Here is a 25,594-nt window from a genome sequence, read left to right as displayed (position 1 = left end):
ATCCAACCCCGGTTGTTCTGAACACCGCTCGTACGCACGCTTCCCCGCTTCTGGGAGCTTCCCATGCAGGTCGACCCGCGAGGGCAACGGTTCTCCGCCGTGCTCACCTCGGTCGTCCTAGTGGTGGTCCTGGTCACGGGAAGCTGGGGTTTGCTCGCCGCTCAGACCATGGTCTTCGCTCTCGGAGCTCTCCTCGGTCTGCGGTTCGCCCCGTACGGGCTGGTCTTCAAGCTGCTCGTCCGGCCGCGTCTCGGCCCGCCGCGCGAACTCGAAGCCGAACCGCCGCCCCGCTTCGCGCAGGGCGTCGGGCTGGTGTTCGCGCTGGTGGGGACGGTCGGGTTCGCGCTCGGGATCCCCTGGATCGGTGTCGGTGCCACGGCCCTCGCGCTGGCGGCGGCGTTCCTGAACGCGGCGTTCGGGTTCTGCCTCGGCTGCGAGATGTATCTGCTGATCCGCCGCTTGCTACCGAAGAATCGCTCCGACAGGGAGGTTCCCGCATGAGCCGCTCCGACGTCCTGGTGGACGCCGCTTGGGTTGAGGCCCACCTCGACGACCCCGGCCTGGTCCTGGTCGAGGTGGACGAGGACGTGTCCGCCTACGACAAGGGCCACATCCGCGGTGCCGTGAAGATCGACTGGAAGACGGAGCTGCAGGACCCGGTCCGCCGCGACTTCGTCGACCGGCAGGGCTTCGAGGAACTGCTGTCCCGCAAGGGCATCGCCAACGACGACACCGTCATCCTGTACGGCGGCAACAACAACTGGTTCGCCGCCTACGCGTACTGGTACTTCAAGCTGTACGGCCACGCGAGCGTCAAGCTCCTCGACGGCGGCCGCAAGAAGTGGGAGCTCGACTCCCGCGAGCTGGTCGTGGACGTCCCGTCCCGCCCGGCCACCCAGTACAAGGCGCAGGAGCAGGACCTCGCGATCCGCGCGTTCCGCGACGAGGTCGTGGACGCCATCGGCTCGAAGAACCTGATCGACGTCCGCTCGCCCGACGAGTTCTCGGGCAAGCTGCTCGCCCCGGCGCACCTGCCGCAGGAGCAGGCGCAGCGGGCCGGGCACGTCCCGACCGCGCGCTCGATCCCCTGGTCGAAGGCGGCCAACGACGACGGCACGTTCAAGTCCGACGACGAGCTGCGCGCCCTCTACTCCGAGGCGGGCGTGGACCTGAACAAGGCGACCATCGCCTACTGCCGCATCGGCGAGCGCTCGTCCCACACCTGGTTCGCCCTGCACGAGCTGCTCGGCCTGCCGGAAGTGAAGAACTACGACGGTTCCTGGACCGAGTACGGCTCGCTCGTCGGCGTGCCGATCGAGCTCGGCGCCCCGCAGTAGCACCCGTCCCGACCCCACCTGGTAAGACACACCGTCCGCCGTGCCAGGCGGAGAAGGAGGACCTCCGATGACCCAGGGCTGCGCAGCGCCCGCGCAGACGGCGCACCTTCCGGCGACCGTCGACCTTGCCAACGAGGCCGTGATCCAGGGCACCGTCGTCCGCGACGGACAGCCCGTGTCCAGCGCCTACGCCCGCCTGCTCGACTCCACCGGCGAGTTCACCGCCGAGGTCGTGACCGGCGACGAGGGCGTGTTCCGCTTCTTCGCCGCCGACGGCGACTGGACCGTCCGCGTCCTCGCCGCGGGCGGCGTGAGCGTGGACCGCACGGTCTCCGCCCGCACCGGCGAGGTGGCCGCCGTCGAGGTGACCATCTGACGACCTGATCCAGGTCCCTCCGGAACCCCGCCAGGCCCCGGGCCGCGGCGGGGTTCCGCCTTTCCCCGCCTCCCCGTCACGGCACCGGACGGCACCGGAGGGACGGTCGGGACGTCCGACGTTTGTCGGTAATGTACGGGTCCAGCCGGACAGCGGTGCCTGCGGGAGGACGAGGAATGCGCGTACCGGGCATGAGGCCGGGAGCGGCGGCCGGGGCCAGTGGCCTGGCGCTCGCGTCGATACTGACCGCGATGCCGAGCGCGGCGGCGCAGTCGGGCGCGGCGCAGTCGGGCGCGGCGCAGCAGGATGTGGCGCGGCAGGGTGCGGCGGCGCTGCCGCTCGCGGCGCCGAGCCCCTCGCACAAGCCGACGCACAAGCCGACGACGAAGCCGAGCACCAAACCGTCCACCAAGCCGTCGGACAAACCGTCCGACAAGCCCACGGACAAGACCCCGGACGGACCGACCGCGCCTCCCGCCAAGTGCGACAACCCGCCGGTCGGCGCGCCCGCCTCCGCCATCACGCAGCAGCCCTGGGCCCAGGCGAGGCTCGACTTCGAGCAGGCCTGGTCGGCCACGCGCGGCAACGGCATCAAGGTCGCCGTCGTGGACAGCGGCATCGAGACGTCGAACCCGCAGATGAAGGGCAAGGTCGTGGCCCGGTTCGGCCCGGACGACGGCAGCGTCCGCGACTGCCCCGGGCACGGTACCTCGGTCGCGGGGATCATCGCCGCGACGGACATGCGCAAGCAGAACGTGCCGTTCTTCGGGGTCGTCCCGGACGTCCGGCTGCTGGACGCCAAGTTCACCTCGTCCGAGTCGTCCGACACCGACAAGAGGCTCGCCGAGGCGATCCGGTGGTCGGTCGACAAGGGCGCCCGCGTGATCAACGTGTCGTCCGACTCCCCGGACACGCCCTGGCTGAGCGCGGCCGTGCGGTACGCGCAGGCGCATGACGTGCTGATCGTCGCGGCGGCGGGCAACACCGGCGACCAGTCCAAGGCGCTGCCCGCCTATCCCGCCAACTATCCGGGCGTCCTCTCGGTCGCGGCGGTCGACGCCCAGGGATCGATCTCGAACTTCTCCAACATCAGGTCCCGCATCGACGTCTCGGCTCCCGGCCAGAACGTCACCTCGATCTACGGCAAGGGCTACCAGGTCGGCACCCTGAACGGGACCAGCTTCGGCGCGCCCTACGCGGCCGGCGTCGCGGCGCTCGTCCGCGCCCGGCACCCGAGGCTCGGCTACCAGCAGGTGATCAACCGGATGGAGATCACCGCCGAGGGCACGATCGGCACCGGCAGCGGCTACGGCATGATCAATCCGATGCAGGCCGTGACCGGCCTGGTAGACCCGAACGCCAAGCCGAGCCAGAAGCGCGCGAAGGCCGCACTGAGCGGCGCGGTGAACATCGCGCCCGTCCCGCCGACCGACCACCGCACCCGCAACATCGCGCTCGGTGTCGCGGGCGGCTCGATCGGTGTCGCGATCCTCGTCGCCTTCGGCGGCGCCGTCATCCCCCTGGGCCGCAAGCGAGGCTGGCGTCCCGCCAAGGCCCGCATCCCGCAGGAAGCCACCGAAGACTGACGGCCACGACACCCCGCGCGAAGCCAGTCTGACGAGCGCGGATACCCGCGCAAAGCCTGACGAGCACGGACATCGTCGGACAGCGAAAGGCCCCGCACCGAATTTTCGGTGCGGGGCCTTCTTCCGTAAGGGACGGGTCAGGGGCGGCGTTCGGTGGAGGGGTGGAAGGCGGTCTGGATCAGGCGCTTGCCGGTGCGGCGGTCGACGTGGGTGCCGCGGCCCTTGGCGAGGGGCTGCGGGCGGACGTCGAACAGGTTGCCCTCGTCCTTGTTGCCGGACATGATCAGCGCCGGGCTGGCCATGTCCTTGAGGCGCTGCAGGACGGGGTCGAACATCGCGCGGCCCGAGCCGCCCATGGTGCGGGCGAGGATCAGGTGCATGCCGATGTCGCGGGCCTGCGGGAGCAGTTCGGCGAGCGCCGCCATCGGGTTGCCCGACGGGGTGGCGACCAGGTCGTAGTCGTCCACGATGAGGAACAGCTCCGAGCCGGACCACCAGGAGCGGTTGCGCAGCTGCTCGGGGGTCAGGTCGGACGGTGGGAGCCGGTTCACCAGGGCGCCGTTGGTGTCCTTCATCAGGCTCATGGCGGCGGTGGAGGACGCGGCGTACCCGATGACGTGCTCGCGCTCGGCCGAGTCGAGCAGGGCGCGGCGGTAGTCGAGCATGATGATCCGCGCCTCGGCCGGGGTGTACCGCTCGCAGATCGCGTCGACCAGCACCTTCAGCAGGTTCGACTTGCCGCACTCGTTGTCGCCGATCATGACGAAGTGCGGGTCGGCCTCGAAGTCCAGCAGGACGGGCGACAGCGTGTCCTCGTCGATGCCGATCGGGACGCGCTTGCCGGTCTCGGCCACCTGCGGCAGCGAGGTGATCGGCAGCTCGTCCGGCAGCATCCGGACCTGCGGCGCGCCCGGACGGCCCTGCCAGGCCGCCGAGACGGTGTCGACCAGGTGCTTGACGCCGGCGGCCAGGTCGTCCGGGGACGTCCCGCCGTCGATGCGGGGGAGCGCGCCGAGGAAGTGCAGGCCGTCGCGGGTGACGCCGCGGCCCGGACGCCCCTCGGGGACGTTCGCGGCGAGCTTGCGGTCCATCTCGGACTCGTAGGGGTCACCGAGCTTCAGTTCCAGCTTGGTCTGGAACAGGTCCCGGATGGTCATCCGGAATTCCGACCACTTGTTCGTCGCGGCCATGATGTGGATGCCGTAGCCGAGGCCGCGCGCGGCGAGGTCGGTGATCGTGGTCTCGATCGCCTCGAACTCCGACCGGACGGTCAGCCAGTTGTCCACGACGAGGAACACGTCGCCGAAGCCGTCGCCGGGGATCTGGCCCTCGGCGCGCAGCCGCCGGTACGCGGCGATCGACTCGATGCCGCGCTCGGTGAACATCCGCTCGCGCGACTCCAGCAGCCCCGCGACCTCGGCGACGGTCCGGCGGACGCGGTCGGGGTCGAGGCGGGACGCGATCCCGCCGACGTGCGGCAGGTCGGCCAGGGACGCGAGCGAGCCGCCGCCGAAGTCCAGGCAGTAGAACTGGACCTCCTGCGGGGTGTGCATGAGCGCCAGCGACGTGATCAGCGTCCGGAGCAGGGTCGACTTGCCCGCCTGCGGCGAGCCCGCGACGCCGACGTGCCCGGCCGCGCCGGACAGGTCGAGCCACATCGCGTCGCGGCGCTGGTCGAACGGCCGGTCGACGATGCCCGCGAAGGCGTGCAGCCGGCCGCGGCCCTCCCAGCCGGCGGTGGTGAAGCCGAACTCGGGCGTCGCCTGGAGGTTCGGCAGGCTCTCGTTCAGCGGGGTCGGCTCGTCCAGCGGCGGGAGCCAGATCTCGTGCGCGGGCGGCCCGTGCCCGGCGAGCTGCTTGACGACCATGTCGAACATGCTGATCTGGGGCCCGTCGTCCTCCTTCTTGGCCTGCGCCTGCTGCGGGGCCTCCAGCATCTGCGGCTGGACGTACGACGGGGTGAACGGGACGATCTGCGCGACCTGGCGCGGGCCTTCGTGCTGCTCCTGAGGCGTGTCGTCGTCGGGGCTGTACGGCCCCGAGACGTACGCGGCGCGGAAGCGGGTCATCGTCTCGGTGCCGACCTTCAGGTAACCGTTACCGGGTGCCTGAGGAAGCTCGTACGCGTCGGGGACGCCGAGGACGACGCGCGATTCCATGGCGGAGAAGGTGCGCAGGCCGATGCGGTAGGACAGGTGGGTGTCCAGGCCGCGGAGCTTGCCCTCTTCCAGGCGCTGGGAGGCGAGCAGCAGGTGGACGCCCAGGGAGCGGCCGAGGCGTCCGATCATGACGAACAGTTCGGCGAAGTCGGGCTTGGCCGACAGCAGTTCGGAGAACTCGTCCAGCACGACGAACAGGGTCGGCATGGGCTTGAGCGGGGCGCCCTGCTCGCGGGCCTTCTCGTAGTCGCGCAGGGAGGCGTAGTTGCCGGCGGCGCGCAGCCATTCCTGGCGGCGGACCATCTCGCCGTGCAGGGCGTCGTACATGCGGTCGACCAGCGGCAGCTCGTCTTCCAGGTTGGTGATGATGGCCGAGACGTGCTGCAGGCCGTCCATGCCCAGGAAGGTCGCGCCACCCTTGAAGTCGACCAGGACGAAGTTCAGCACCTCCGACGAGTGCGTCATCGCCAGACCCAGCACCAGCGTCCGCAGCAGCTCCGACTTACCGGAACCGGTCGCACCGATGCACAGGCCGTGCGGGCCGAAACCGCCCTGAGCGGCCTCCTTGATGTCCAGCTCGACCGGACGGCCCTCGGTGTCCACGCCGATCGGGACGCGCAGCCGGTTGCGCGGCGCGCGCGGACGCCACACCTGTCGGACGTCCAGCCGGGCCGCGTCCCCGACGTTCAGCAGCTTGGTCAGCGTCATCGCCGTGGACAGCGCGTCCAGCTCGACGCCGCCCGCCGCGGCCGACGCGCGCAGCGGCGCGAGCTGCCGGGCCAGGCCGTCCGCCTGGACGTAGCTGAAGGCGTCCGGACGGCCGAGCAGCGTCGGGACGTCCTTGCCGGTGCGGTCCTTGCGGAGCATCGCCATCTTGTCCGCCGCGACCCGCAGCCGGAGCATCGTGTTGTCGGCGGTCGGCGCGACGTGCCCGGTGATGTCGATCACGCAGACGCCCTCGATGCCGTCCGCGCCGATCTGCGAGTCCGGCGTCACGGCGCCGCCGTCCACGATCACGATGTGGTACGGCAGGTCGTTCTGCGACAGGCCGGGCGTGAACCGCGGCCGGTCCTTCACCTCGAAGGCGAGCATCGCCTCCAGCTCCGACAGCGTGTTCGCCATCAGCCGGACCGGGCCCGCCGCGTCCGTCACCTGCGGGTGCATCGCGTGCGGCAGCCACTTGACGAAGTCCCAGTGCGGCATCGCCTGCGGCGAGGCGCACACGCTCACGCGCATGTCGTCGGGGGAGTGGAACGAGCAGAGCTGCGCGATCATCGACCGCACCATGCCGCGCACCGCCTCGACGTCCCCCATCGGCAGGATCCGCGAGAAGGACGGCAGCGACACCGCGACCGGCAGGTTCGGCACGGTCGAGTGGGCCCGGACGAACCGGCGCAGCGCGCCCGCCGTCATCGGCTCCAGGTCCTCGATCGGCTTGGTCTCCGGCGGGATCAGCTGGACGGCCAGCTTCTGCGGCCCCGCGCCGATCCGCACGTTCCCGAAGTCGGGGTCGGTGGGACGGCGCTCCCAGATCCGGGCGCTCATCACCAGCGACCACAGCGAGTCCGGGGACGGGCTGTTCCACTCCAGCGACTCGCGCTGCTGCTCGGCGGCCCGCCGCACCTTCCGCCGCGCCTGCGACAGGTACCGGAAGTAGTCGCGGCGCGCGCCGTTCAGCTTGAACTTGCGCTCGCCGGAACCCCGCGTCAGCTGGCCGATCAGCATGCCGACCATCGCCAGGCCCATGCCGCCGGAGCTGATCGCCGCCATCGGCCCGCGGCTGTTGCCGCCGAGCAGCATCAGCCCCATCATCAGCGGCATCACGGCCATCGGCAGGAAGGTCAGGACCGCCTGCATGCCGCCGCTCTGCTGCTCGGGCAGCTCGGGCGGCGACTCCAGCAGCAGCTCGCCCTTGGGTGCCGGGGGCGGCTGCCTGCGTTCCTTGCGTCGGACGAGGATCGTGCTCACCTGGGAGTTCCCTCCACGGATGCGCCGGTGGCGTCGGGCTCGGCGTCGGGCTCGGGGTCGGGGTGCGGGGCTGGCTGCGGGGCGGGGGGTCGCTGGCGGGAGGTCATCGGGCCGGGGGCGTGGGCGTGAGGTCGTCGGTGGGAGGTCGTTGGGCAGGGGGCGCGTTCACAGGCGGGGAGTCATATCGGTATCAGTTCGGCGGAGTGCCCGTTACGTGTGAGCCTCGGAGTTACGGTCGGTCAACGGTTGATTTAGCGTAATGGGACCCAACATCCTAGGCTTCGCGTTCGATCCGACGATCCGGAGGACGGGAGCCCAGGTGAATTCCCCCGCCACAAGCGAACTGTGCAGGGTGACGATCGTCGCGCCACGACGGCGGATCGACGTGTCGCTCCCTGCGGACGTGCCACTGGCGCACATGCTGCCCACCCTGCTGCGCGCGGCCGGGGAGAACCTGGCGGACGCCGGGCTCGCCCACTCCGGCTGGGTGCTGCAACGCCTCGACGAGGGGGCGTTCGACGCCGCGAAGACGCTGAGCGCGCTCGGCGTCCGGGACGGCGAGATCCTCTACTTCCGCCCGCGCATGGCGCAGCTTCCGGAGATGTCGTTCGACGACGTCGCCGACGTCATCGCCGAGGGCATGAAGGAACGGTCCGACCGCTGGCGGCCCGCGTCCACGCGGCGCTTCGGCCTCGGCGCGGCGGCCGCCGCGCTGGTGGTCGGCGCGTTCGTGATCGCGATGTCCGGGCCGCCGTGGATCGCGCCCGCCGCCGCGGCGGGCCTGATCGCGGTGGTGACGGTCGTCGCGGCGGCCGCGCTGTCGCGGGCGTTCGCCGACTCCGGCGCCGGCATGATCCTCGGCTACGCGGCCCTGCCGCACGCCTTCCTGGCCGGGCTGCTCGCCCCGGCCCGCTCGCACGCGTCGCTGCTCGACCTCGGCGCGCCGCACCTGCTCGCCGGGTTCGGCGTGATGGCGCTGGTGTCGGTGATCGCGATGTTCGCGGTCGCGGACGGCCTGGCGACCTTCCTCGGCGTCACGGTCGCCGCCGTCGCCGGGGCGATCGCGTCCGGCGTGGAGCTGGCGGTCGGCGGGCTCGCGCCCGCGGGCCTGGCCGCCTGCGCGGCCGTGGTCGTGATGATGTTCACACCGGCCGTCCCGTCGCTGGCGTTCAAGCTGGCCCGGATGCCGCTGCCGCCCGTCCCGGCCAGCGCGGACGACCTGCGCCGCGACACCGAGACCGTGGACGGCCGCCAGGTGCTCGCCCGCACCGGCATCGCCGACCGGTTCGCGACCGGCCTGATCGCGGGCGTCGCGCTGTCGGCGCTCGGCGGCATGATCTTCCTGGCCACGGCGTCCGGCTGGGCCCCGGCCGCGACGATCGCCGCGATGTCGGTGTCGCTGCTGCTGCGCAGCCGCGTCTTCCGCGGCGTCACGCAGCGGTCCTGGATGCTCGTCGCGGGCCTCACCGGCCTCGGCCTGCTGGAGATCGGCACCGCCTGGCGCGGCGACTCGCAGCTCCTGATGCTCGCGACGGGGCTGCTGCCGCTGCTGGTCGTGGTCGGCGTCGTCGTCGGCGTCTCGCTCTGGCTGCCGAACCACCGGCCGTCCCCGTTCTGGGGCCGGGCCGGCGACATCCTCGACATCATCGTGGTGATCTCGCTGATCCCGCTGGCCCTGGCCGCGCTGGACATCTACGGCCGCATCCGCGGCCTGGCGGGGTGACGCCGCGATGCAGAACCGCCGCGACCTCTACCAGGCCCACCGGCTGATGACCCAGCGGGTCGGGCTCGCGCTGCTCCAGGGCGAGCCCGACATCGCCGAGTCCCCGATGCGCCGGCACGCGGTCGGCGCGTTCGCCGGCGTCATGGTCGCGCTGCTCGTCGCCGCCGTGTTCGGCATCTGGGGCATCCTCGCCCCCGGCGGCGCCCGGGGCCTCGACCAGCCCGGCAAGCTGATCATCGAGAAGGAGACCGGGACCAAGTACATCTACGACGCGAACACGCGCAAGATGTTCCCGGTCGCCAACTACGCCTCGGCGATGCTCGCGCTCAACGAGGACAAGGTCGACCGGCGCACCGTCTCCCGCAAGTCCCTGGCGCACTTCGAGCGCGGCCCGATGATCGGGATCGTCGGCGCGCCGGACTCGCTGCCCGACACCAAGCAGCTCATCCGCGGCCCCTGGTCGGTGTGCGTCCGCGAGGCCGCCGGGACCAACGGCGTCCGCCGCGAGTTCACCGCCCTCGCCGCCGGACGCGACGTCGGCGGACGGCGGCTCGGCGAGAACGAGGCCGTCGTGGTGAAGTCCGGCGGCCAGGCATGGGTGATCTGGAAGGACCACCGGATGCAGCTCGGCGGCCCCGCCGGCGGCGTCGCCGGCGTCACCGCCATCACCGGCGGCCCGGACGCGATCGAGGTCCCGCCCGCGTGGCTGAACGCCATGCCCGCCGCGGGCAACTTCACCGCCCCGGACGTCCCCGGCCGCGGCACTCCGCACCAGGGTCCGGGCGGACGGCCCGCCCGCGTCGGCCAGATCTTCAAGGCCGACACCGGCGGCCAGCCCAACTGGTACGTGCTGCTCGCCGACGGCCTCGCCCAGATCTCCGAGACGCAGGCGCAGCTGCTCCTGCGCTCCCCGGACACCGTCGCCGCCTACCCGGGCGGCCAGGGCGTCAAGGAGATCCCGGTGGACGCCGCGTCCGCGCAGCAGGCCGTCGGCGGCCACAAGCCGCTGATCGACCCGAACCTGCCGCCGACGCTGCCGAAGTTCGCCACCTGGGACCCGTCCACCCCGCTGTGCTCGGTGTTCCCGACCGGCTCGTCGGTCGCGCAGCTGACGCTCGGAGGCTCGCTGCCCCCGCCGTCCGCCGCGACGCTGGGCGCCGGGTCGTCCGGCTCGGCGAACGCGGTGGACCAGGTCGTCCTGCCGCCGGGTGGCGCGGCGCTGATGAGCCTGGTGCCGGGCGGCGGCGAGTCGGGCGGGCAGACGTCCGGCTCGGGGTCGCTGTCGCTGGTGAACGACCAGGGCGTCCGGTTCGCGCTGCCGTCGGCGGACGTGGCGAAGAAGCTCGGCTACGACCCGGCGAAGGCGGCGCCCGTGCCGTCCCCGGTGATCCAGCTGATCCCGTCCGGGCCCGCGCTGGACCCGGCGAAGGCCCGCAACCCCGTCCCAACGACCGGCGGCTGACGCCCGTTGCACGCTGACCGCATCCGGCCACTCCCGGCGCACGGCTTCCGTTCGCCGGGGGCGGCCCTGATCTTTGGGTTTGGGACGGTCCAGCGAAGGGCGTGGCGTGTGAGGTGAATCACATACCGGTGAGTGGATCCAGCTGATCCCGTATTGCGTCGACAGTTTGACAGCGAAACCCATATGATCGCTGACATTTCGGGTCACAGGGCGCGTTGCCTCGCCCGAGGCGATGCGGAGGGGCGCCCACGACGGTGCGGCCAGCACACGCCTGTGACGCGGTGTCAAAGACAAGCTCCCCAACTGGAGGTGACACTGTGGCCGGCCAGTCCGCAGTCGACAGAGCAGCAATGGCCCAGGCGGCGACCCGCATCGAGGAGTCCGCCAACATCATCAAGGGTCTGCAGAGCCAGCTCGAGGGTCACAAGAGCAACCTCATGAGCGGCTGGGCGGGTAACGCCTCGATCTCCTTCGACAAGGTGTTCAACGAGTTCCAGACCGACATGAACAAGGTGCGCACCGCCCTGGACGGCATGCACCAGAAGCTCTCGCACACCAAGATCCAGTACGAGAGCACCGAGCAGGAGCAGAACGAGGCCGTCAACAAGATCAACGCGCTGCTCAACGGCGGCACCTGATCCCCGTCGCGTTCATCCAGCAGTCCGGTCTTCTCGAAGGAATCCCATCGTGAGCGAGAGCTACACCAAAGCAAACTTCGGCACCATGCAGCAGGCGCAGGCCGACTTCACGCTGGCCTACCGCGCCCTGATCGACGAGCTGTCCGACCTGGAGAAGGAGCTCGAGAAGCACCTCCAGCAGTGGGAGGGCGACGCGGTGCAGGCGTACTGGGACGCCAAGCGCCAGTGGGACGCCGCCGCCCAGCACATCGGCACCGTCCTCAACCAGCTCGGCGTCGTCATCGGCGAGGCGCACCAGAACTACAGCGCCGCCGAGCGCAAGAACCAGGGCATCTGGGCCGGCTGACCCGGCCGCTGCGGGCCTGGACGGCGCCGGACCACCTTCTACGGGAAGGTCCGGCGCCGTGCCCGCGCCGGTACCGGACCGCCTACTGCCAGGAGTAGTGACTCATGGGCCAATACGACCTCCCGCCTGACAAGATCCACCAGATCGACGTCTATCACACGACCGGGTACGGGGAGTACGCCTCCACGTACACGACGAAGATGACCGATCAGGAGTGGAACGCACTCACCGAGGACGAGAAGAAGAGCTACTGGCTCCAGTACGCCGGTGACCCGGGCTCGCCGAAGGACCACCCGGTCCAGCGCAAGGAGACCCCGGACGACTCTCCTTGGAAGTACGAAGCCCAGAAGGGCTACGACGTCGACCCGAAGACCCTCCGCGACCTCGCCGACAAGATGGAAGGCGAGATGAACGGGTGGAAGAGCAAGCTGAACCGGGTCCAGACGATCAACATCACCACCCAGAACGTGACGGACTACCAGGCCGGCAAGGACTTCGTGGACATCGCCACCACGTCCAAGACCGCCTTCGGCCAGTACATCACCGACATCACGAGCACCTGGAACGCCGTCATCGGCCGGCTGCGCGCGACCGCGACCGAGTACGAGCGCGCGCACCACAAGACCAAGGACGCCGTCGACAAGGACGTTGACCTCTGATGGACCGCGGCGATCTCAAAGCAGGGGGTGAACGCTGATGGGGCAGGTCGACTACCCGATCAAGACCGGGCCGAAGCCGTCGTACAACTACGGCTCCACAGACTTCGACGAGGTCAAGAAGAAGTTCAAGAGCATCGACACCGGTCCCGTCGGTGACGCCTCCGACGCGTACCGGGACGCCGCCGACGTCCTCGCGGAGATGGCGAACAACCTGCGCGGGCACGCGGCCACCATCGTCGGTGCCTGGAAGGGCGACGCCGCTCAGAAGGCCCTGGACCAGCTGAAGCAGGTCCACTGGACGGCGACGAACCTGTCGAACAACAGCGCGACCAACGCCTCGAACTACCACTGGTTCAAGTACCAGATCCTCGACTGGTACAAGGCCAAGGCCGAGTCGATGGACGACGGCATGTTCCACACCAGTGGTGACGACAAGTACGCGGGCGAGATGCTGAACAAGTTCGCCATGCGTGCCGGTCAGGCCTGGGAGGGGCACCCGGACAAGATCACCAAGGATCTTCCGGGCGACAACCGCGACGACTCGGGCGACCCGCGTGGGAATCCGCCCGGTGGTAACCCGCCCGGTGGCGGCCCTCCCGGCGGTGGCCCTCCCGGCGGTGGTCCGCACGGCGGGCCGAACGGGAACTTCGACCCCAACAAGAACAACCCGTTCAAGCACTTCAACGAGAACAACAACCCGCACCTGAACCCGAACGACCACAACAAGTTCAACGACCCGAACAGCAAGTTCCCCAACAGCCACTACCCCAACAGCCACTACCCCAACAGCCATTACCCGGACAGCCACAACCCGAACTGGAACAACAACAACCACAACCCGTTCCAGGACCCGAACCACAAGACCAACCTCTCGTCGTTCGACCCGTCCGGCATGGGCCCGGGTGGCGGCGGAGGCGGCGGTGGCGGCGGCATGGGGCCGTTCGGCGGTGACGGCGGTGGCCTCGGTCCCGGCGGCGCCGGCGCCGGCGGTGGTCTCGGTGGCGGCGGCATCACGGGCGTTCCGGGCGGTTCCCTCGGCGCTGGCTTGGGCGCCGGCGGGGCGGCCAGTGGGCGTGCTGGAATGAACGGTATGCCGATGGGCGGACAGCACGGCGGCCACGGCGAGGGCGAGAAGGAGCGCGAGCGCTCCACCTGGCTCACCGAGGACGAGGACGTGTGGGGCGCGGACGACGACACCGCACCTCCGGTCATCGGCTAAGTGCTTGACCGTGTGACTGCGACAGGGCGGCGGGACTACGATCCCACCGCCCATGTTGCTGTGTAGCGGGGAAGGAACGAGGAAGACCTTGAGACGGCTAATCCAGGTTGCGGCGGCCACGGCCGCGTTCGGTCTCGCTCTCGGACCGACGACTGCGGCCAACGCGGCGGCGCACGACAAGGGCCAGTGGTGGTTCAACTCCTGGCATGTCGAGCAGGAGGTGTGGCCTCAGACCAAGGGTTCCGGCGTCAAGGTCGCAGTGGTGGACACCGGCGTGACCGCGTCGCTCCCCGACCTCAAGGACGCGGTCCTTCCCGGGACGGACTTCGCCGGCGGGGACGGGCGGACCGACAGCGACGACGAGGACCGGGGCCACGGCACCGCGATGGCCAGTCTCATCGCGGCGAGCGGCAAGAAGAGCGGGTATTCGGGCGTGGCCCCGGAAGCGAAGATCATTCCGATCGCGCGGCGGGGCAACCTCCCGAAGGAGATGGCGGAAGCCATCCGCTACGGGGCCGACCATGGTGCCAAGGTCATCAACATCTCGCAGGGTCCGGCGGCCGACTCCTACCCCAACCACTGCCCGGTCGAAGTGCAGAGTGCGGTCGCCTACGCCGCCCAGAAGGACGCGGTGATCGTCGCGGCGGCCGGCAACGAGGCGAACGCGGGCAACCCCACGGAGTTTCCCGCATCGTGCGCGGGCGTGCTCGCGGTGGGAGCCATCGACCACACCGGCAAGGCATGGGCCAACAGCGAGCGCCAGGACTACGTGACGGTCGCGGCGCCCGGCGCGGGGATGACCACGCTGCGCAAGGACGGCCGCCTCTACGACAACGGCAACGGAACCAGTGATGCCGCCGCGCTGACGTCGGGTGCCATCGCCCTGCTTCGCAGCAAGTACCCGGACATGACGGCTCGCCGTGCCGTGCAGGTCATCGTCGGCTCCGTCAAGGACGTGGACGGACCCGGCAAGAACAACGTCACCGGGTACGGCGTCGTGAGCATCCGGCAGGCGCTCGCGAACAAGGTTCCGCAGGACGCGCCGAACCCGGTCTACGAGCGGCTCGACAAGGCCGCGGCCTCGGCTCCCAAGGGCACGGGCGCGACCGGCCCCGAGTCGACGAAGTCGGACGACAAGAAGAGCTCAAGCAACACGCTGCTCTACGTCGGTATCGGCGTCGTGGTGGTCGTGGTCCTGGTGGTCGGCGGCGTCGTCCTCATGCGGCGCGGCAAGGGCAAGAACGGCGGCGGCCCGTCCGCCCCGCCTCCCGCGCCGATGGGCCCGCCGTCCTTCGGTCAGGGCCAGCCGCAGCAGTCCCCGTACCAGTCCGGCGGCTACCAGCAGCCGTCCGGCCACGGCCAGCCCGGCTCCGGCGCCCCCCGCTTCCAGCCCCCGGCCGGCGGCCAGGAGCCGCGCCAGTAACCGACAAGCCGTAGTGACCCGAAGGCGGGATGGTGAGGCTCGTATCCACGAGCTCCACCGTCCCGCCTGTTTTCTTGAGAACGCTTTGTGAGGGAGAGCGAGAGCAGCCATATGGGCGGTAATCGGATCAACGACCTCATCAACGGCCCGACCCCGCAACCGACTCCCGGGCCGTCGCCGTCTCCTCAAGGCGGCGAAGGCGGTAACCCGGCTGGTAGCCCGGCTCCCACGCCGGGTCCCTCGACCACACCGAATTCCGGCGGGAAGAGCAGTGGGGAGGTGCATTTCGCACCGGACGACCTGCGCAAGCTGGGTGACGCCCTGGAGAAGGAACTCTCGGCCCTGTTCAAGCAGGCTCGTTACAAGCTCGACACGCAGCCCCGGGACGTCCAGCCGGACAACTACACCACCTTCGGGTACTCGGTCGCGGCCACCTACACGCAGGTGATCGAGTTCGTCGACCAGGATCTGATCGATAAGACCAAGGCAGCGATGGACGCCAACGACCGTCTGCACAGGACCGCCGCGACCCAGGACGAGTCCGAGGCCAAGTCGACCCTGAACGGAGCCTTCCGATGAGCAGTCCTCTCGACGCCTGCGCGGATCTCTCCAAGGCCGCGTTCTACGAGTCGATCTGGGTGGCGACCATCATTCCGGCTGCGATTCCGATCGTCCCGTTGGCCTATCAGGGCCAGGGAGATCCGGCCAAGCTGTGGGACGCCGCCGACGGATGGAAGGCGACCATCGACGAGCTGGAGAAGGCCAAGCAGAAAATCGACGAACTGGCCCGGCGCGTCCCCGAGGACCGCTGGCACGGTGACGACCGCAAGGCGTTCGAAGACCGGATGCGGGACTACAAGGACCAGATCGACGCCGACATCATGGTCGCCTGGACGGTCGCGGTCGCCCTGTGGATCCTGGCGGTGCTCATCGGCGTCTTCATCTACATCATGTTCGTCACGATCACCCTGCTCACGATCTTCGCCACGGCGATCGTGGTCGCCGCCGGAACCATCGTGGGAGCACCGGCCGCACTCGAACTGGAGGCGGAGGCCAACCAGTTCGCCGCCATGGGACACCGGATCGTCAGTGTCGGCTCGCAAGTGATCACCCGGGTCAGCCAGGCGACGGCGATCATCTGGGGCGCGATGCTCACGGCCGACATCGGACGTCAGCTGTTCAACGGCAACACCGGCGTGGGTGAAACGTTCTTCGTGTCGGTGAAGAACGGAATGGACGACCAGCTCAAGGGCGCCGCGGCGTTCCTCCAGCAGAAGGCGTTCGCGTCGCTGATGGAGTTCGGCGGAGCCGGAACGTCGTTCTTCGGGAATCCGCTGTACTCGCGGGTCGGATCCCGGACCGCGCTGGAGGGGATTGGGTCGCTACTCGGCGCGGACGATTCCTACGGCAAGGACGGCGGTGCCGTGCACGTGTCCAAGTACCTGGGGAACATGGGCGGTCAGTACGGCACCGAGGACGGTGATCCGTCGGAGGGCCAGAAGTACGTCGACAAGACCACGCCGCACCGCTAGGCGCTTTCCGTTACCTTCGGACGCCTGCCACGCTTGCCGCGCTTGGCTGCTCGGCTGCGATATCCCGCGTAGCCGAGCAGTCCGAGCAATGCCAGGAGCGCTATCGGGGGAAGGAGAAGCCGCATTCCGGGGACGACCGCGCGGCTGGACGTGGCGCGCACCGGAACGGTCTTGCCGAGGTCGTCCCGGCCGACTCCATAGACGCGTCCTCGGCCGCTTCTTTGCTCTGCCAGCGTCCAGTGCCCAGAGCAGCGCACCGATTTGCCGAACCGGCCCGAATGACGCCAGCAGTCGTCGATGGTCGCACGCGCCGACGTCCCGCTGACGTACCACCAAGCCGGGCGGGCGATCCCGCCGACGCCGTCGATGAGGATGGCGAGAACGGCGATCACGGCGAGGGCGGTCACCAACTTCGGTTGCATCCGGCGAAGCACTTCCATCGCCGTTCCCGTGCCGTTCTCCGGCAGGACCCTGGAACCGGGCGGCTGCTTTTCCAAACGACGCACCCAGACCGGACGAAGAAGCCCGCGAAGGGCCAGCCTGCCACCTAGAAGCCCCACCGCCAAGGCCACGAACGCCCCGACGACGAGCCCGACCGGCATCCCCGTCCAGGACGTCTGCCAGAGCCAGAGCAGCTCACCACCCAGCCAGGCGATCGCGAACCACATCACGGCGAGCGGGGCACCGTGCGGCTTGAACCCGTCCGGATACCAGGACTTCCACACCCCGGCGTAAGCCGCCGCCCCCGCGAGGAACAGGCCGAGGGCGACGGCACCGGAGACCACCAGCAGCACATCGACGACCGCCCCGTTTCCGGAGCCCGACGCCAGGCTCACTGGCCGCTCTGCCTCATGCCGAGGTTGCGGTAGATCTGGTCCACCATGGTCTGCGCGTTGCGACCGGCCTGCTCCATGTACGCCTGCATGTCCTTGAGCTGCTTCTGGACGGCCTCCTTGTCGCGCAGGGCGTCCATCGGGTTGGGATTCTCGCCGTACTCCCGTTCGGTGATCCGCGAGACCTGCGCGTCCAGGTCGGCCCGTGCCCGCCGCGCGGCGTCGGTGACCGCCGCGGCGAGATCCTCGGCCGCCATCCGCATGGCCCGGGGGTCGATGGTGAGGCGGGCCAGCGGGTCCTCACCCGTGGCCTCGACCACCACATGGCCGTCCGGCGACTCTCCTCGCCCAGTGAGACCCGCCATCTCCTCACGTACGGCCCCCAACTTGGCCATGCGCTCCTGAGACCGCCGCAACATCGCGTCAAGATCGATCCCATCAGGCCCGAACATGAGTCTCCTTCGCGACAGAGGCCGACATACCGATCCCGGCCCGGACCCCGCCGTGCCGCCTGCGAGGCCAGAGCATCGGATTGTCCGACTTTAGCGAGTCGTTAACGTTCTGGGTGTGTTCCGCACAGCTTCCCCGGTCACGCGGCGCCAGGCGTAGTCAGGATCGGTCATGCGAAGAGTCCCTTTGGGAGGCGAAGCCGTGGCGTACGAGGAATGCGTACCACTCGTCCGCGCTCTCACCGAAGATTCGCCGGTAGCCGGAGCCGAGGGCGTAGCTGACGATGAAGTCGTCCAAGTCGTCGGCCAGCCTCTCGAAGGGGCTGTCGAGGAAGCTTTCCCGCCCGAGGTCGGAGAACCACCAGATGCTTCCCTCGCCCTGCTCAATCAAAAATGGAAAGTCGTGCAAGGTGCCGACGACGTACCACCGGTCACCCTCCCGGCTGATCGTCGCCATCGTTTCGGGATCGTCCAAATAGAACTGAACGGCCGACTGTCGCTTCGCCGAGGGGACAGAGATCCAGCCAACGTGAAAACCGTCCGTCTCCGCCAAGAGCTCCTGTACGGCCAGCGGCAACTCGGTCGGGACATCAGTAGCACCTTGATTGAACCGATGCACCACAGTGAGGTCGCTTTCGGTCGCCAGCTTCCCTTTAACTTCGGCGATCCTGGCTCGCGTTCGATCTCTCATACTCCAAGTCCGGACGATGCTGCAGGGCTAGAAAGGACTACTAGTTAACAGTCTTCTAGCTGATCGACCAGTCACCGTCGGCCTACCTATGAAGGTGACCCTATTCGTTTCATCAGGTGATCAGTGCCTTACTGGCCGGGATTAGACGCTGAGGCCGTTGGTGAGGGCGTCATTGAGATGCGTCCTCTTTTGGATGCGTCATAAAAGTCGGTGTCGGTGATGCTCGTGACTCGGAACTTCGTATACGACCGGTCGACCCAGTTGAGGGCGGCCATCGATGACGATGGCGGTGGTGTTGTCGAGACGGGAGCCGGTGAGCAGGTTGGCGCGGTCGAGTTTGGTGCTGAACAGGTTGTCTCCGTGTAGGTCAAATCCGGGTAGGGAGCTCCTTGAAGATCGGTCGTTGGTTCCAGCGTCGTATGCTCTCCAAGGACGGCCTCTCATTCGCCTCTAGTCGGCGCTTACATGAGCACCTCTTCCAGATTGCCGACCATGTACGGCTCGCGCCAGCGCCCCCCTTTGCCATGCAGTCGCGGCCTCATGGATAAGTATGATGATCTGTCTTTGCTTACGGGTCACCGGCGATTCAATTTCTGACCGGACGAACTCAGAAGAAGACTCCGCGATACGGATGGGGGCGCTTCCAGGACTCCTCCCACATGAGGAGATCGGCCTGCCACTCGGGGAGGTCTGGCCGATACTCGCGAATGAGATTCGGATTATCAGGGACGGCGACGAGAAATCTCCAGTAATTTTCGACCGTATCCCTTGTTTCGGCAAGAGTGTATTCTCCGTGCTGATCGGGAATCCAGAGATTCTGAATAGTAATTCCCGACTCAGAGAACGCAACGTCGAATTTGTCGCTGCTCCACGGTTCGAACGGCGGTCGGCCGGCCGAAACGTCCGCGATCATCGCCAGAGCGTCGAGGCATACCTGCTTGTAGATCGAGATGTCGGCGATGATCCACACTCCCAGAGGCTCGAGGCGCTGATCGTCGGTATGGAAGAGCGGGAGTCGGTGCTTGTCCAGGGAGAAGGTCATGGAGGGCATGCGAAACTTCCTGTCTAGGGAACGACCGGCCAGCCGTGAAGAAGGCCGCCGGAGCTGTCCTTGAAGCCTTCAATAGTGAGTCCGCGGTAGGTTCCACGCCACATGTTCCCCGGCAGCGGGGTGTGGTTCTTGAATGCCTCTCCGATGGCGGCGTCCACTTGAGCCGGTGTCCAGTGGTCCGGGAAGAAGCTACTGTATCCTCCGTTTCCCGCCTTGGGTTTCCACGGTGGGATCCGTGTCGGGTCGTAGAACTGGGGTTTGGCCTTGTATGCGCCGGTGGCCGGATCGACCTGCCTGGTTCCCGGTATCAGTCGGCGACCTGGCCAGTCTCGACCGCCGGGGCGATAGTGATAGCCGGAGCCGGCCGGATGTCCCGGTCTCACATGCCCTGCGAAAACGTGTTCTCTCGCCCACGGCCCCATGCGCCCAGGACGGTTGCGCCGGTTGGCCTTCCGGAGGAACTTCATGGCCTCGGACATCAAACCTGCAGCCGCGCGCTGCTTTGCTCTAGCCACCGAGTATCGCCTCGATCGCCATGTTGATGAGCTGGTCGATGAGGGCGCCGGTGATCTCCTTGAAGATGGGAATCTCGGCGAGGGAGGCGCCGAAGGTCTCGGGGGCGGTGGCGATGGCCTCGGCGATCTCGAACGCCAGGATGGTGAGCTGGACGATGGTGTTGATCTTCAGTGCGAGTACGATGGCGCCACACACCATCAGTCCTGCGCCGATGACCTGTGCGGCGGTACGAGCGTCTTCCAGGTTGGCGTGCGGAGCTTCGCGTTCGGACCAGGCGTGTTGGAATGCTTCAACACCTGCCGCCTGATGCGCTGTCCAGACCAATTGCGCGTGGCCGTGCGCGTCGGCGACCGGCTCGCCCACGGTTCCGGCGAATCGAAGCCAAGCTTGGCCCATTTCGAGGAGTTTGCTTTCGTCGGCCTCGGGCCAGGAGTAGCCGAGCATGTTCAGCAGCGAGCGCAGCTCGCCGGGCAGCTGCAGGCCCATGGCTAGAGAAAGTCCTTCACCCGGTTCACCTCGATGTGCGAGGCGTCCTCGGACTCCCGGTAGGTGGCGGCCATACTTTGCACACCTTCGGCGTGTTCTTGGACGCCGTCGATGTTGTCGTTGAGGCAGTCCTCGAAGATTTGCAGGATAGCCTGGTAGCAACCGCCGATGATCGAGCCGATGTCGTCGTTACCCCATGGCTCGCCGTAGGACGCCAGTTCGCTCTGGAACTGCTGCCAGTGGGAGCGGAGGTTGGTGGCGGCCGCGCCGATGTCACGGCCGGTCTTGAGCAGCTGCTGGTGATCGACGTTCAGTTCCGGTGCCAAGACAGGTCTCCTCGGGGGGATGGGGAGGCGGGTCTCTATTTCGGTTGGACGTTGCTCATCAGGGCTTGAAGGGATGACACGTAGTTGCGCAACTGGGCGACGCTGGCGTCCTGGACGGCCTCAAGGCTTTCGATCGGGGAGGCTGGGCGGGGGCCGCCCTGGTCGACGCTGTTCGCAGCGTCGGCCAGCGCAGTGTTGACCGCTTGGGTGAGGCCGTCAGTGATCTCGGCGGTCCCCGCATCCGGCTCCCACCAGATGCGAGTGACCTGGCCAGTGGACGTCGCTTTCGCGTAGATGCGGTTGTCCATCGTCCAGACTTCCGCTGCTACTTCACCGGCGGTGCGGCTTGCGGAGTCCAGTACTGCTCGGGTCTGCGCGAACAGGCCTTCGATGTCGGGCGGGGCGATGCTGCCGCGCATGACCGCGCGCTGGTTGATCTGCGTCGACGCATCGGCGAGCGCGGCGGTGACCTGCTGCATGCCGATACGGGCCTGGTCCAGGACGGTGTCCAGCGCCGTCCGAAGTGTGTCCAGGTCCACACTCGGCGCGTCCTCGGCACTTCGCGGTTGCGGCCGGGTTTTCGCTAGGGCGGTGTTAATGAGCTGGGTGAGCTGGGATTCCAGTTCGGCCTGGCTCTGCCGAAGTAGCCGGGCGTCCAGCTCGATACCCGAGAGGCGACCTTCGACGGCCGTAACCCGAACGCGGTCGTCCTCTGAAGAGATGGTCGCCCGCGCTGGTATCTGCCCGGCCCGAGACTCGGTGGCCACGGAGTTCGTGCGTAGTTCCGCCAGTCTCCGTCGCGCCTGGCTGATCCGCTCGTCCATACCGTCGCTCGCTCCTGAAAACAAGATCGACTGTCGGTGACGGTAGCAGTGAAGCGAGCGAAAACGCCTATAGAAGGGAAACGGTGCATGTCGCGCAGGCGTGTCGTCCGGACGAGCCGCGCGGCGGCTGCGAAGGAGCCCAGAGCGGATGAGGGCCCGGGCTGCTTGATCCTCGGCATGAAACGGTCCCGACACGGGGCGGATCGTTGCGGACGTGGTGCGTGAAGGTGTCGTAGTCGGCACCGAGCGTGAGGGGTGCGTTGCTGACGGTAAGGCATTCGTCACAGGATCAGAGTTCGCTGCCGCGTTTTGGGGGCGGAGGTTTCGGGGGTACGGGGTCGACCGATCGGGGGGTTCTGTATCCGGTGCCGTTTTGGTGGGTATTCGGGGCGGGTGGATTTTCGGCTGACCGTCCTGTGTGGGGCCGCCTGGGTGCATGGGCTGCTCGTCGAGGTGGGTACGGGTGGCTCGGACGATCTGACATCTGTGCCCGTGTGGCTCACGGGCAAGCACGCGGAGATGTGACCTCCGTGAGGAATAGGGAGAGCGCTGAGGATGAGGCTCAGGCAGTGTCCGCCGGTGGGGACGGCGGGAGAGTGGCTATGGGGGGCGGACGAAAAACGCTGGCGGCGTGCTTTTCCAGGTCGTCCGGATGAGATGGCTTCTGCGCGCGAGTTCGTTGCGGCTCTCTTCGCTGAGGCCGAGTGTCTGGACGTCGTGAAGCTCGTGGTTTCCGAGCTGACCGGTAACACGATTCGGCACACGCGGAGCGGTGAGGATGGCGGCTGGTTCGAGTTGGAGGTCGTTTACGACGATCCGGCGTATGTCGCGGTGATCGACAATGGGGGCGGCGGTGTTCCGGTGGTGAAGGAGGCCGTTGACCTGCTGGCCACGAGCGGGCGGGGGCTGTTCGCGGTCTCGCGGCTCGCCTGCCGGATGGGCGTTGACGGTAATCCTGAGCGCGGGCACAGGGTTTGGGTCGAGATTCCGCTCGGTAAGTCGTTGGGCTTTTAGGCGGTCAGGAGCGGGCCTTGCAGGGGGCGCAGGCCGTCAGGGCCGTGACGACCTCGTGGGCCAGGGCGTCGGTGGAGGGGCGGGCGGTCGCGGCGTCCAGAGGGGTGGACGTCTTCTGATCGGCCCAGCCGAAGCGGTCGGCGGTGGAGTCGCGGCCGCGGTAGGAGACGATCACCACCGCGTTGTGGATGCGGACGGTCTCTTCGGCGGTGCCGAGCTTGCCGAGGCCGCTGACGGCCGTCCGGTGGGTGAAGAAGGCCTGATCGCCGATGCCGCCGAGGCGCGTGGTGTTGTCGCTGCGGAGGGTGCCGAGGGACGTGGTGCCGCTGCTGTGGAGGGCGCCCTGCCAGGCGGCGTCGAAGTCGGCCTTCGCGGCGTCGTCGTCGGTGTGGAGGCGGACGGCGACCATGACGCCGCGCTCGACGATGCGCTTCGCACCGGGCTGTGCCGATGCGGCGGAGCGCCAGTCGCAGTAGGTGTAGCGCTGGCTCGGGTAGGCGCCTGAGGTGGGCGGTTGTTCCGCCTTCGGGACGAGCCGGTCGAGCGTCGCCTGGGAGACCGCATTGCACATGGACGGCGACGACGCATAGGTCGCCTTGTCCTTCTTGTCGTCCGAGCTGCCGACGATCGCCCAGGTCACGCCGCCGACGATGGCGACGAGGGCCGCTGCCCCGGCCAGCCACCACGGATTTCGGCGAGACCGCGGGGCCTTTTCCGGCTCGGCCTCGACGGTCGGCTCGGACGGTTCGGACGGCGGGGGCGTTTCGTCGTCCGGGGGAAGGAAGGTCGGTCGGCTCATGGAGGCGGTCTCACCGGGGCTCTGGGTCATCGCTGGGCACGGGGTGATGCGAGGGGCCTGACGTCTGAATGTTAGACGTTGAGCGCCTCTGGTCTGGTTCGTCCCGTGCCCGGAGATGCGTGCGCTCAGCCGGCGGGGGTCAGGCGGCCGACCGCGTTCGCGTAATAGGACGAGCCGGCGATGTGAAAGGCGAGTTGCTGGAAGGTCCATCCCGTCCCCGGGGAATGGAGCAACTGGTCGCGGGACAGGGAATTCAGGCGGACGGCCCAGATCTGCGCCAGGCGTTCGAGGCGGCTGCGCGCCTCGTCCAGGTCCTTCTCGGTGAACGGCGCCATGTCGGCGGGAGTCGTGCTGTACGAGGCGTGCCAGTAGTCGGCGAGGGGCGGCACTCCGGCGAGACGGGCGTCGAGTTCGGCCAGATGGTCGATGAGATGGTCGCCGACTCGGCGGATCGCCTTGTGCGGGGTGTAGACGCGATCCTCGGCGGGAATCGGCCGCCCGTCCCACGCCGTCCAGGTGGAGGCCAGTTCCAGGACGTGCGCGACCATTTCCGTGACCACTTCGGCGGGGTCGCGGTCGTCGGTCGCCGGCACTTCTTCTGACATTTCCAGCCTCCTCGCGAACGGGTGAGGCTCAAGGTAGGGGACGGAAATCTCGACCGCGGACGAAACGTGGTCGCATTCAGGCGGCCACGGGCTGGGGACGGCGCGTCCTGCGAATGTAGTAGGCGACGGTGACGATCGCGAGGAGCGGACCCCAGGCGAGCAGCGGCGCGTAGCAGGCGGTCATGATCGCTCCGGCGAGGCCGTGCGGGGCCTCGGGGTCGCCCATCGTGTCCGGGTTCGTCCAGCTGAAGGCGCCGACGAGAGTGATCGCGGTGACGGCGAGCGCGCCGAGCGAGGCCGGGACCACCGCGGCGAGCGGCGCGATGCGGCGTCCGCCCAGGAACGGGATCCAGGACGGGACGACCTCGCCCCACGGACGCACGAGGCCCATCGTCAGCATCGCCAGCCCCTCCGCGACCAGCGTCAGGACGATCACGTACGGCGTCAGCACCCAGCCGGGCTTGTAGATGTCGGCGAGGTGGCCGGAGAACCCGACCGGCACGCCGACGCCGAGCGCGATCCGCCAGAGACCGGACGGCAGCGCGGTGAGGCTCGCGATGCGAGCGGCCCATTCGATCCAGCGCGGGGTGGTGACGCTCATGGAGAACTCCCAGGTGAAGGCGTTGCTGACGCCGTCCATGCTGCTGGGAACACCCCCGCCCGCACTTCCCCCGCAAGCCCAAGATCGTCCACCCCGGCGGGCCAATCCCAGATCCCCCTGACGGGGGATCCGCCACGGACGCAAGCACCCTACTGACCAGCGGAGTAGGGGGTGAAAGAGGGCTCGTGGTCAGAAGCGGCAAGCGAGACTCCGGGCTGACCAAGATCTTGACGACAGTCGTAGTAGTTCGTATGGTCTGGAATTAATCAGCAGAGAGAGCGGAGACCCAGTGGCAGATTCGGCCAATCGGATCGACAGCCTGCTCAATGCGGATACGCCGTTCCGACCATCGTCGCCGGATGAGGCCGAGGCCAGGCTGCGGACAAACGAAAGGGCTCCGACGCCTCGATCTGGCGGCTCCAGTGGTTCCTCACTTGCTGAAGAGTCGAGCGGGGAGCACAACGAGCTCGTACGAGATTTCTTTCGAGGTGTGACCGGAGACGCAGAGGGATTGAGAAGAAATCTCGACGGTTTGGTCGCGGAGTCCGAAAATGTCCAGCGCCTACATCGCGAGCGGATGTACGCCGACATGGACGATATTGAGCGTTTGGAACGCCAAAGTGAACAAGGGGAAGGTGGAGAGGAGGTCGCCCCTCCCGATGCTCCGCCCCAGTACGCGGCCGTTCTGAAAAAAATTGCGGAGGGAAAGCTTGACTGGGAGACGGTCGAAAGCGGCGACACGGCCGATCCTGACGGCCGAATCGTGCATCGATGGTTGTCCGAGCGAATGGAAATGCTGCGTGACGCCTACCGCATGATGAAGAACGGCGCGACAGACGAGGAACTAAGCGCGATTCCAGAAGTTCTGTTCGTAACCGGGTGGGAGCCAGGGGCTGGTCCAGGGCGCGGCGGTGGCCAGGAGTTGGTCGGGTGAGCGGGTGCGGAAGAACGCATGGATCTGTTTCAGCCGG

26 protein-coding genes and 1 pseudogene are annotated in these 25,594 nt (G+C 68.3%); 14 read left to right on the top strand and 13 right to left on the bottom strand.

Going from position 1 to position 25,594, the window contains the following annotated elements; all coding sequences use genetic code 11:
- Positions 1–63 precede the first annotated feature (63 nt).
- The 4 genes from ACFPCY_RS36565 (at position 64) to ACFPCY_RS36550 (ending at position 3,299) form a co-directional block, all read left to right on the top strand.
- Positions 64–501 (top strand): DUF4395 domain-containing protein, encoded by a 438-nt coding sequence (locus tag ACFPCY_RS36565; protein WP_378263217.1) that lies wholly within the window; start codon positions 64–66, stop codon positions 499–501.
- On the top strand, positions 498–1,337 hold the full coding sequence (locus ACFPCY_RS36560; protein ID WP_378263215.1) for a sulfurtransferase: 840 nt from the start codon (positions 498–500) through the stop codon (positions 1,335–1,337). Before ACFPCY_RS36565 ends, ACFPCY_RS36560 begins: the two co-directional genes overlap by 4 nt.
- Before the next feature lie 67 nt (positions 1,338–1,404).
- Complete coding sequence (locus ACFPCY_RS36555; protein WP_117355731.1) at positions 1,405–1,713, top strand: DUF1416 domain-containing protein; 309 nt, start codon at positions 1,405–1,407, stop codon at positions 1,711–1,713.
- Between the two features lie 251 nt (positions 1,714–1,964).
- The gene (locus ACFPCY_RS36550) at positions 1,965–3,299 is read left to right on the top strand and encodes a S8 family serine peptidase (RefSeq protein ID WP_378263212.1); all 1,335 of its coding nucleotides are present in this window, start codon (positions 1,965–1,967) and stop codon (positions 3,297–3,299) included.
- 137 nt (positions 3,300–3,436) lie between these two features.
- Here the strand turns inward: ACFPCY_RS36550 and eccCa are convergent, their stop codons facing one another.
- Positions 3,437–7,426, bottom strand: coding sequence for a type VII secretion protein EccCa (eccCa, locus tag ACFPCY_RS36545; protein WP_378263210.1), 3,990 nt, complete (start codon positions 7,424–7,426; stop codon positions 3,437–3,439).
- A gap of 259 nt (positions 7,427–7,685) precedes the next feature.
- Between eccCa and eccD the strand changes: the two genes are divergently transcribed.
- From eccD to ACFPCY_RS36500, 9 genes are all read left to right on the top strand, one after another.
- Positions 7,686–9,149, top strand: a complete 1,464-nt coding sequence (eccD, locus tag ACFPCY_RS36540) for a type VII secretion integral membrane protein EccD (RefSeq protein ID WP_378263208.1) — start codon at positions 7,686–7,688, stop codon at positions 9,147–9,149.
- Positions 9,150–9,156: 7 nt separating this feature from the next.
- Positions 9,157–10,611, top strand: a complete 1,455-nt coding sequence (gene eccB, locus ACFPCY_RS36535) for a type VII secretion protein EccB (RefSeq protein ID WP_378263206.1) — start codon at positions 9,157–9,159, stop codon at positions 10,609–10,611.
- Between the two features lie 254 nt (positions 10,612–10,865).
- Positions 10,866–11,249 carry a WXG100 family type VII secretion target gene (locus ACFPCY_RS36530; protein ID WP_378263203.1) on the top strand — a complete coding sequence of 128 codons (384 nt, stop codon included), beginning with the start codon at positions 10,866–10,868 and terminating at the stop codon, positions 11,247–11,249.
- 49 nt (positions 11,250–11,298) lie between these two features.
- A complete protein-coding gene (locus tag ACFPCY_RS36525) occupies positions 11,299–11,595 on the top strand; it encodes a WXG100 family type VII secretion target (RefSeq protein ID WP_378263201.1) in 297 nt (98 codons plus the stop codon).
- 104 nt (positions 11,596–11,699) lie between these two features.
- On the top strand, positions 11,700–12,254 hold the full coding sequence (locus tag ACFPCY_RS36520) for a hypothetical protein (protein ID WP_378263198.1): 555 nt from the start codon (positions 11,700–11,702) through the stop codon (positions 12,252–12,254).
- Between the two features lie 37 nt (positions 12,255–12,291).
- Positions 12,292–13,473, top strand: coding sequence for a WXG100 family type VII secretion target (locus tag ACFPCY_RS36515; RefSeq protein WP_378263196.1), 1,182 nt, complete (start codon positions 12,292–12,294; stop codon positions 13,471–13,473).
- Positions 13,474–13,561: 88 nt separating this feature from the next.
- Complete coding sequence (locus tag ACFPCY_RS36510; RefSeq protein WP_378263194.1) at positions 13,562–14,896, top strand: S8 family serine peptidase; 1,335 nt, start codon at positions 13,562–13,564, stop codon at positions 14,894–14,896.
- Positions 14,897–15,175: 279 nt separating this feature from the next.
- Entirely contained in the window at positions 15,176–15,475 is a 300-nt protein-coding gene (locus tag ACFPCY_RS36505) for a hypothetical protein (RefSeq protein WP_378263192.1), read from the top strand.
- Positions 15,472–16,428, top strand: coding sequence for a hypothetical protein (locus ACFPCY_RS36500; RefSeq protein ID WP_378263189.1), 957 nt, complete (start codon positions 15,472–15,474; stop codon positions 16,426–16,428). Before ACFPCY_RS36505 ends, ACFPCY_RS36500 begins: the two co-directional genes overlap by 4 nt.
- Here ACFPCY_RS36500 and ACFPCY_RS36495 read toward each other — a convergent pair.
- From ACFPCY_RS36495 to ACFPCY_RS36460, 8 genes are all read right to left on the bottom strand, one after another.
- Positions 16,425–17,264: a hypothetical protein gene (locus ACFPCY_RS36495; protein WP_378263187.1), complete on the bottom strand. Its 840-nt coding sequence runs from the start codon at positions 17,262–17,264 to the stop codon at positions 16,425–16,427. The genes ACFPCY_RS36500 and ACFPCY_RS36495 overlap by 4 nt on opposite strands.
- Complete coding sequence (locus ACFPCY_RS36490; RefSeq protein WP_378263185.1) at positions 17,261–17,656, bottom strand: YbaB/EbfC family nucleoid-associated protein; 396 nt, start codon at positions 17,654–17,656, stop codon at positions 17,261–17,263. The genes ACFPCY_RS36495 and ACFPCY_RS36490 overlap by 4 nt, the downstream gene beginning before the upstream one ends.
- 214 nt (positions 17,657–17,870) lie before the next feature.
- Complete coding sequence (locus tag ACFPCY_RS36485) at positions 17,871–18,401, bottom strand: hypothetical protein (protein ID WP_378263183.1); 531 nt, start codon at positions 18,399–18,401, stop codon at positions 17,871–17,873.
- A gap of 607 nt (positions 18,402–19,008) precedes the next feature.
- On the bottom strand, positions 19,009–19,443 hold the full coding sequence (locus ACFPCY_RS36480) for a hypothetical protein (protein WP_378263181.1): 435 nt from the start codon (positions 19,441–19,443) through the stop codon (positions 19,009–19,011).
- Between the two features lie 23 nt (positions 19,444–19,466).
- Entirely contained in the window at positions 19,467–19,874 is a 408-nt protein-coding gene (locus ACFPCY_RS36475) for an EndoU domain-containing protein (RefSeq protein WP_378263601.1), read from the bottom strand.
- Positions 19,875–19,959: 85 nt separating this feature from the next.
- A complete protein-coding gene (locus tag ACFPCY_RS36470) occupies positions 19,960–20,454 on the bottom strand; it encodes a WXG100-like domain-containing protein (RefSeq protein ID WP_378263179.1) in 495 nt (164 codons plus the stop codon).
- 2 nt (positions 20,455–20,456) lie between these two features.
- Positions 20,457–20,780 carry a hypothetical protein gene (locus ACFPCY_RS36465; protein ID WP_378263177.1) on the bottom strand — a complete coding sequence of 108 codons (324 nt, stop codon included), beginning with the start codon at positions 20,778–20,780 and terminating at the stop codon, positions 20,457–20,459.
- A 35-nt stretch (positions 20,781–20,815) separates the two neighbouring features.
- Positions 20,816–21,604 carry a hypothetical protein gene (locus ACFPCY_RS36460; RefSeq protein WP_378263175.1) on the bottom strand — a complete coding sequence of 263 codons (789 nt, stop codon included), beginning with the start codon at positions 21,602–21,604 and terminating at the stop codon, positions 20,816–20,818.
- A gap of 555 nt (positions 21,605–22,159) precedes the next feature.
- Here ACFPCY_RS36460 and ACFPCY_RS36455 point away from each other — a divergent pair.
- The gene (locus tag ACFPCY_RS36455; RefSeq protein ID WP_378263173.1) at positions 22,160–22,618 is read left to right on the top strand and encodes an ATP-binding protein; all 459 of its coding nucleotides are present in this window, start codon (positions 22,160–22,162) and stop codon (positions 22,616–22,618) included.
- Between the two features lie 4 nt (positions 22,619–22,622).
- Here ACFPCY_RS36455 and ACFPCY_RS36450 read toward each other — a convergent pair whose 3' ends face one another.
- The 4 genes and pseudogenes from ACFPCY_RS36450 to ACFPCY_RS36435 all read right to left on the bottom strand — a co-directional run.
- A complete protein-coding gene (locus tag ACFPCY_RS36450) occupies positions 22,623–23,417 on the bottom strand; it encodes a hypothetical protein (RefSeq protein ID WP_378263171.1) in 795 nt (264 codons plus the stop codon).
- Between the two features lie 125 nt (positions 23,418–23,542).
- Positions 23,543–24,022, bottom strand: a complete 480-nt coding sequence (locus ACFPCY_RS36445) for a hypothetical protein (RefSeq protein ID WP_378263169.1) — start codon at positions 24,020–24,022, stop codon at positions 23,543–23,545.
- Between the two features lie 76 nt (positions 24,023–24,098).
- Positions 24,099–24,662: a hypothetical protein gene (locus tag ACFPCY_RS36440; RefSeq protein WP_378263167.1), complete on the bottom strand. Its 564-nt coding sequence runs from the start codon at positions 24,660–24,662 to the stop codon at positions 24,099–24,101.
- A gap of 805 nt (positions 24,663–25,467) precedes the next feature.
- Positions 25,468–25,594: pseudogene (locus ACFPCY_RS36435) on the bottom strand (IS630 family transposase); the annotation flags it as partial.

The organism is Actinomadura gamaensis (genome assembly GCF_042652125.1).
In the GTDB taxonomy this organism is placed as follows: Bacteria; Actinomycetota; Actinomycetes; order Streptosporangiales; family Streptosporangiaceae; genus Spirillospora; species Spirillospora gamaensis.
This window is presented reverse-complemented; position numbering and strand designations above follow the sequence as displayed.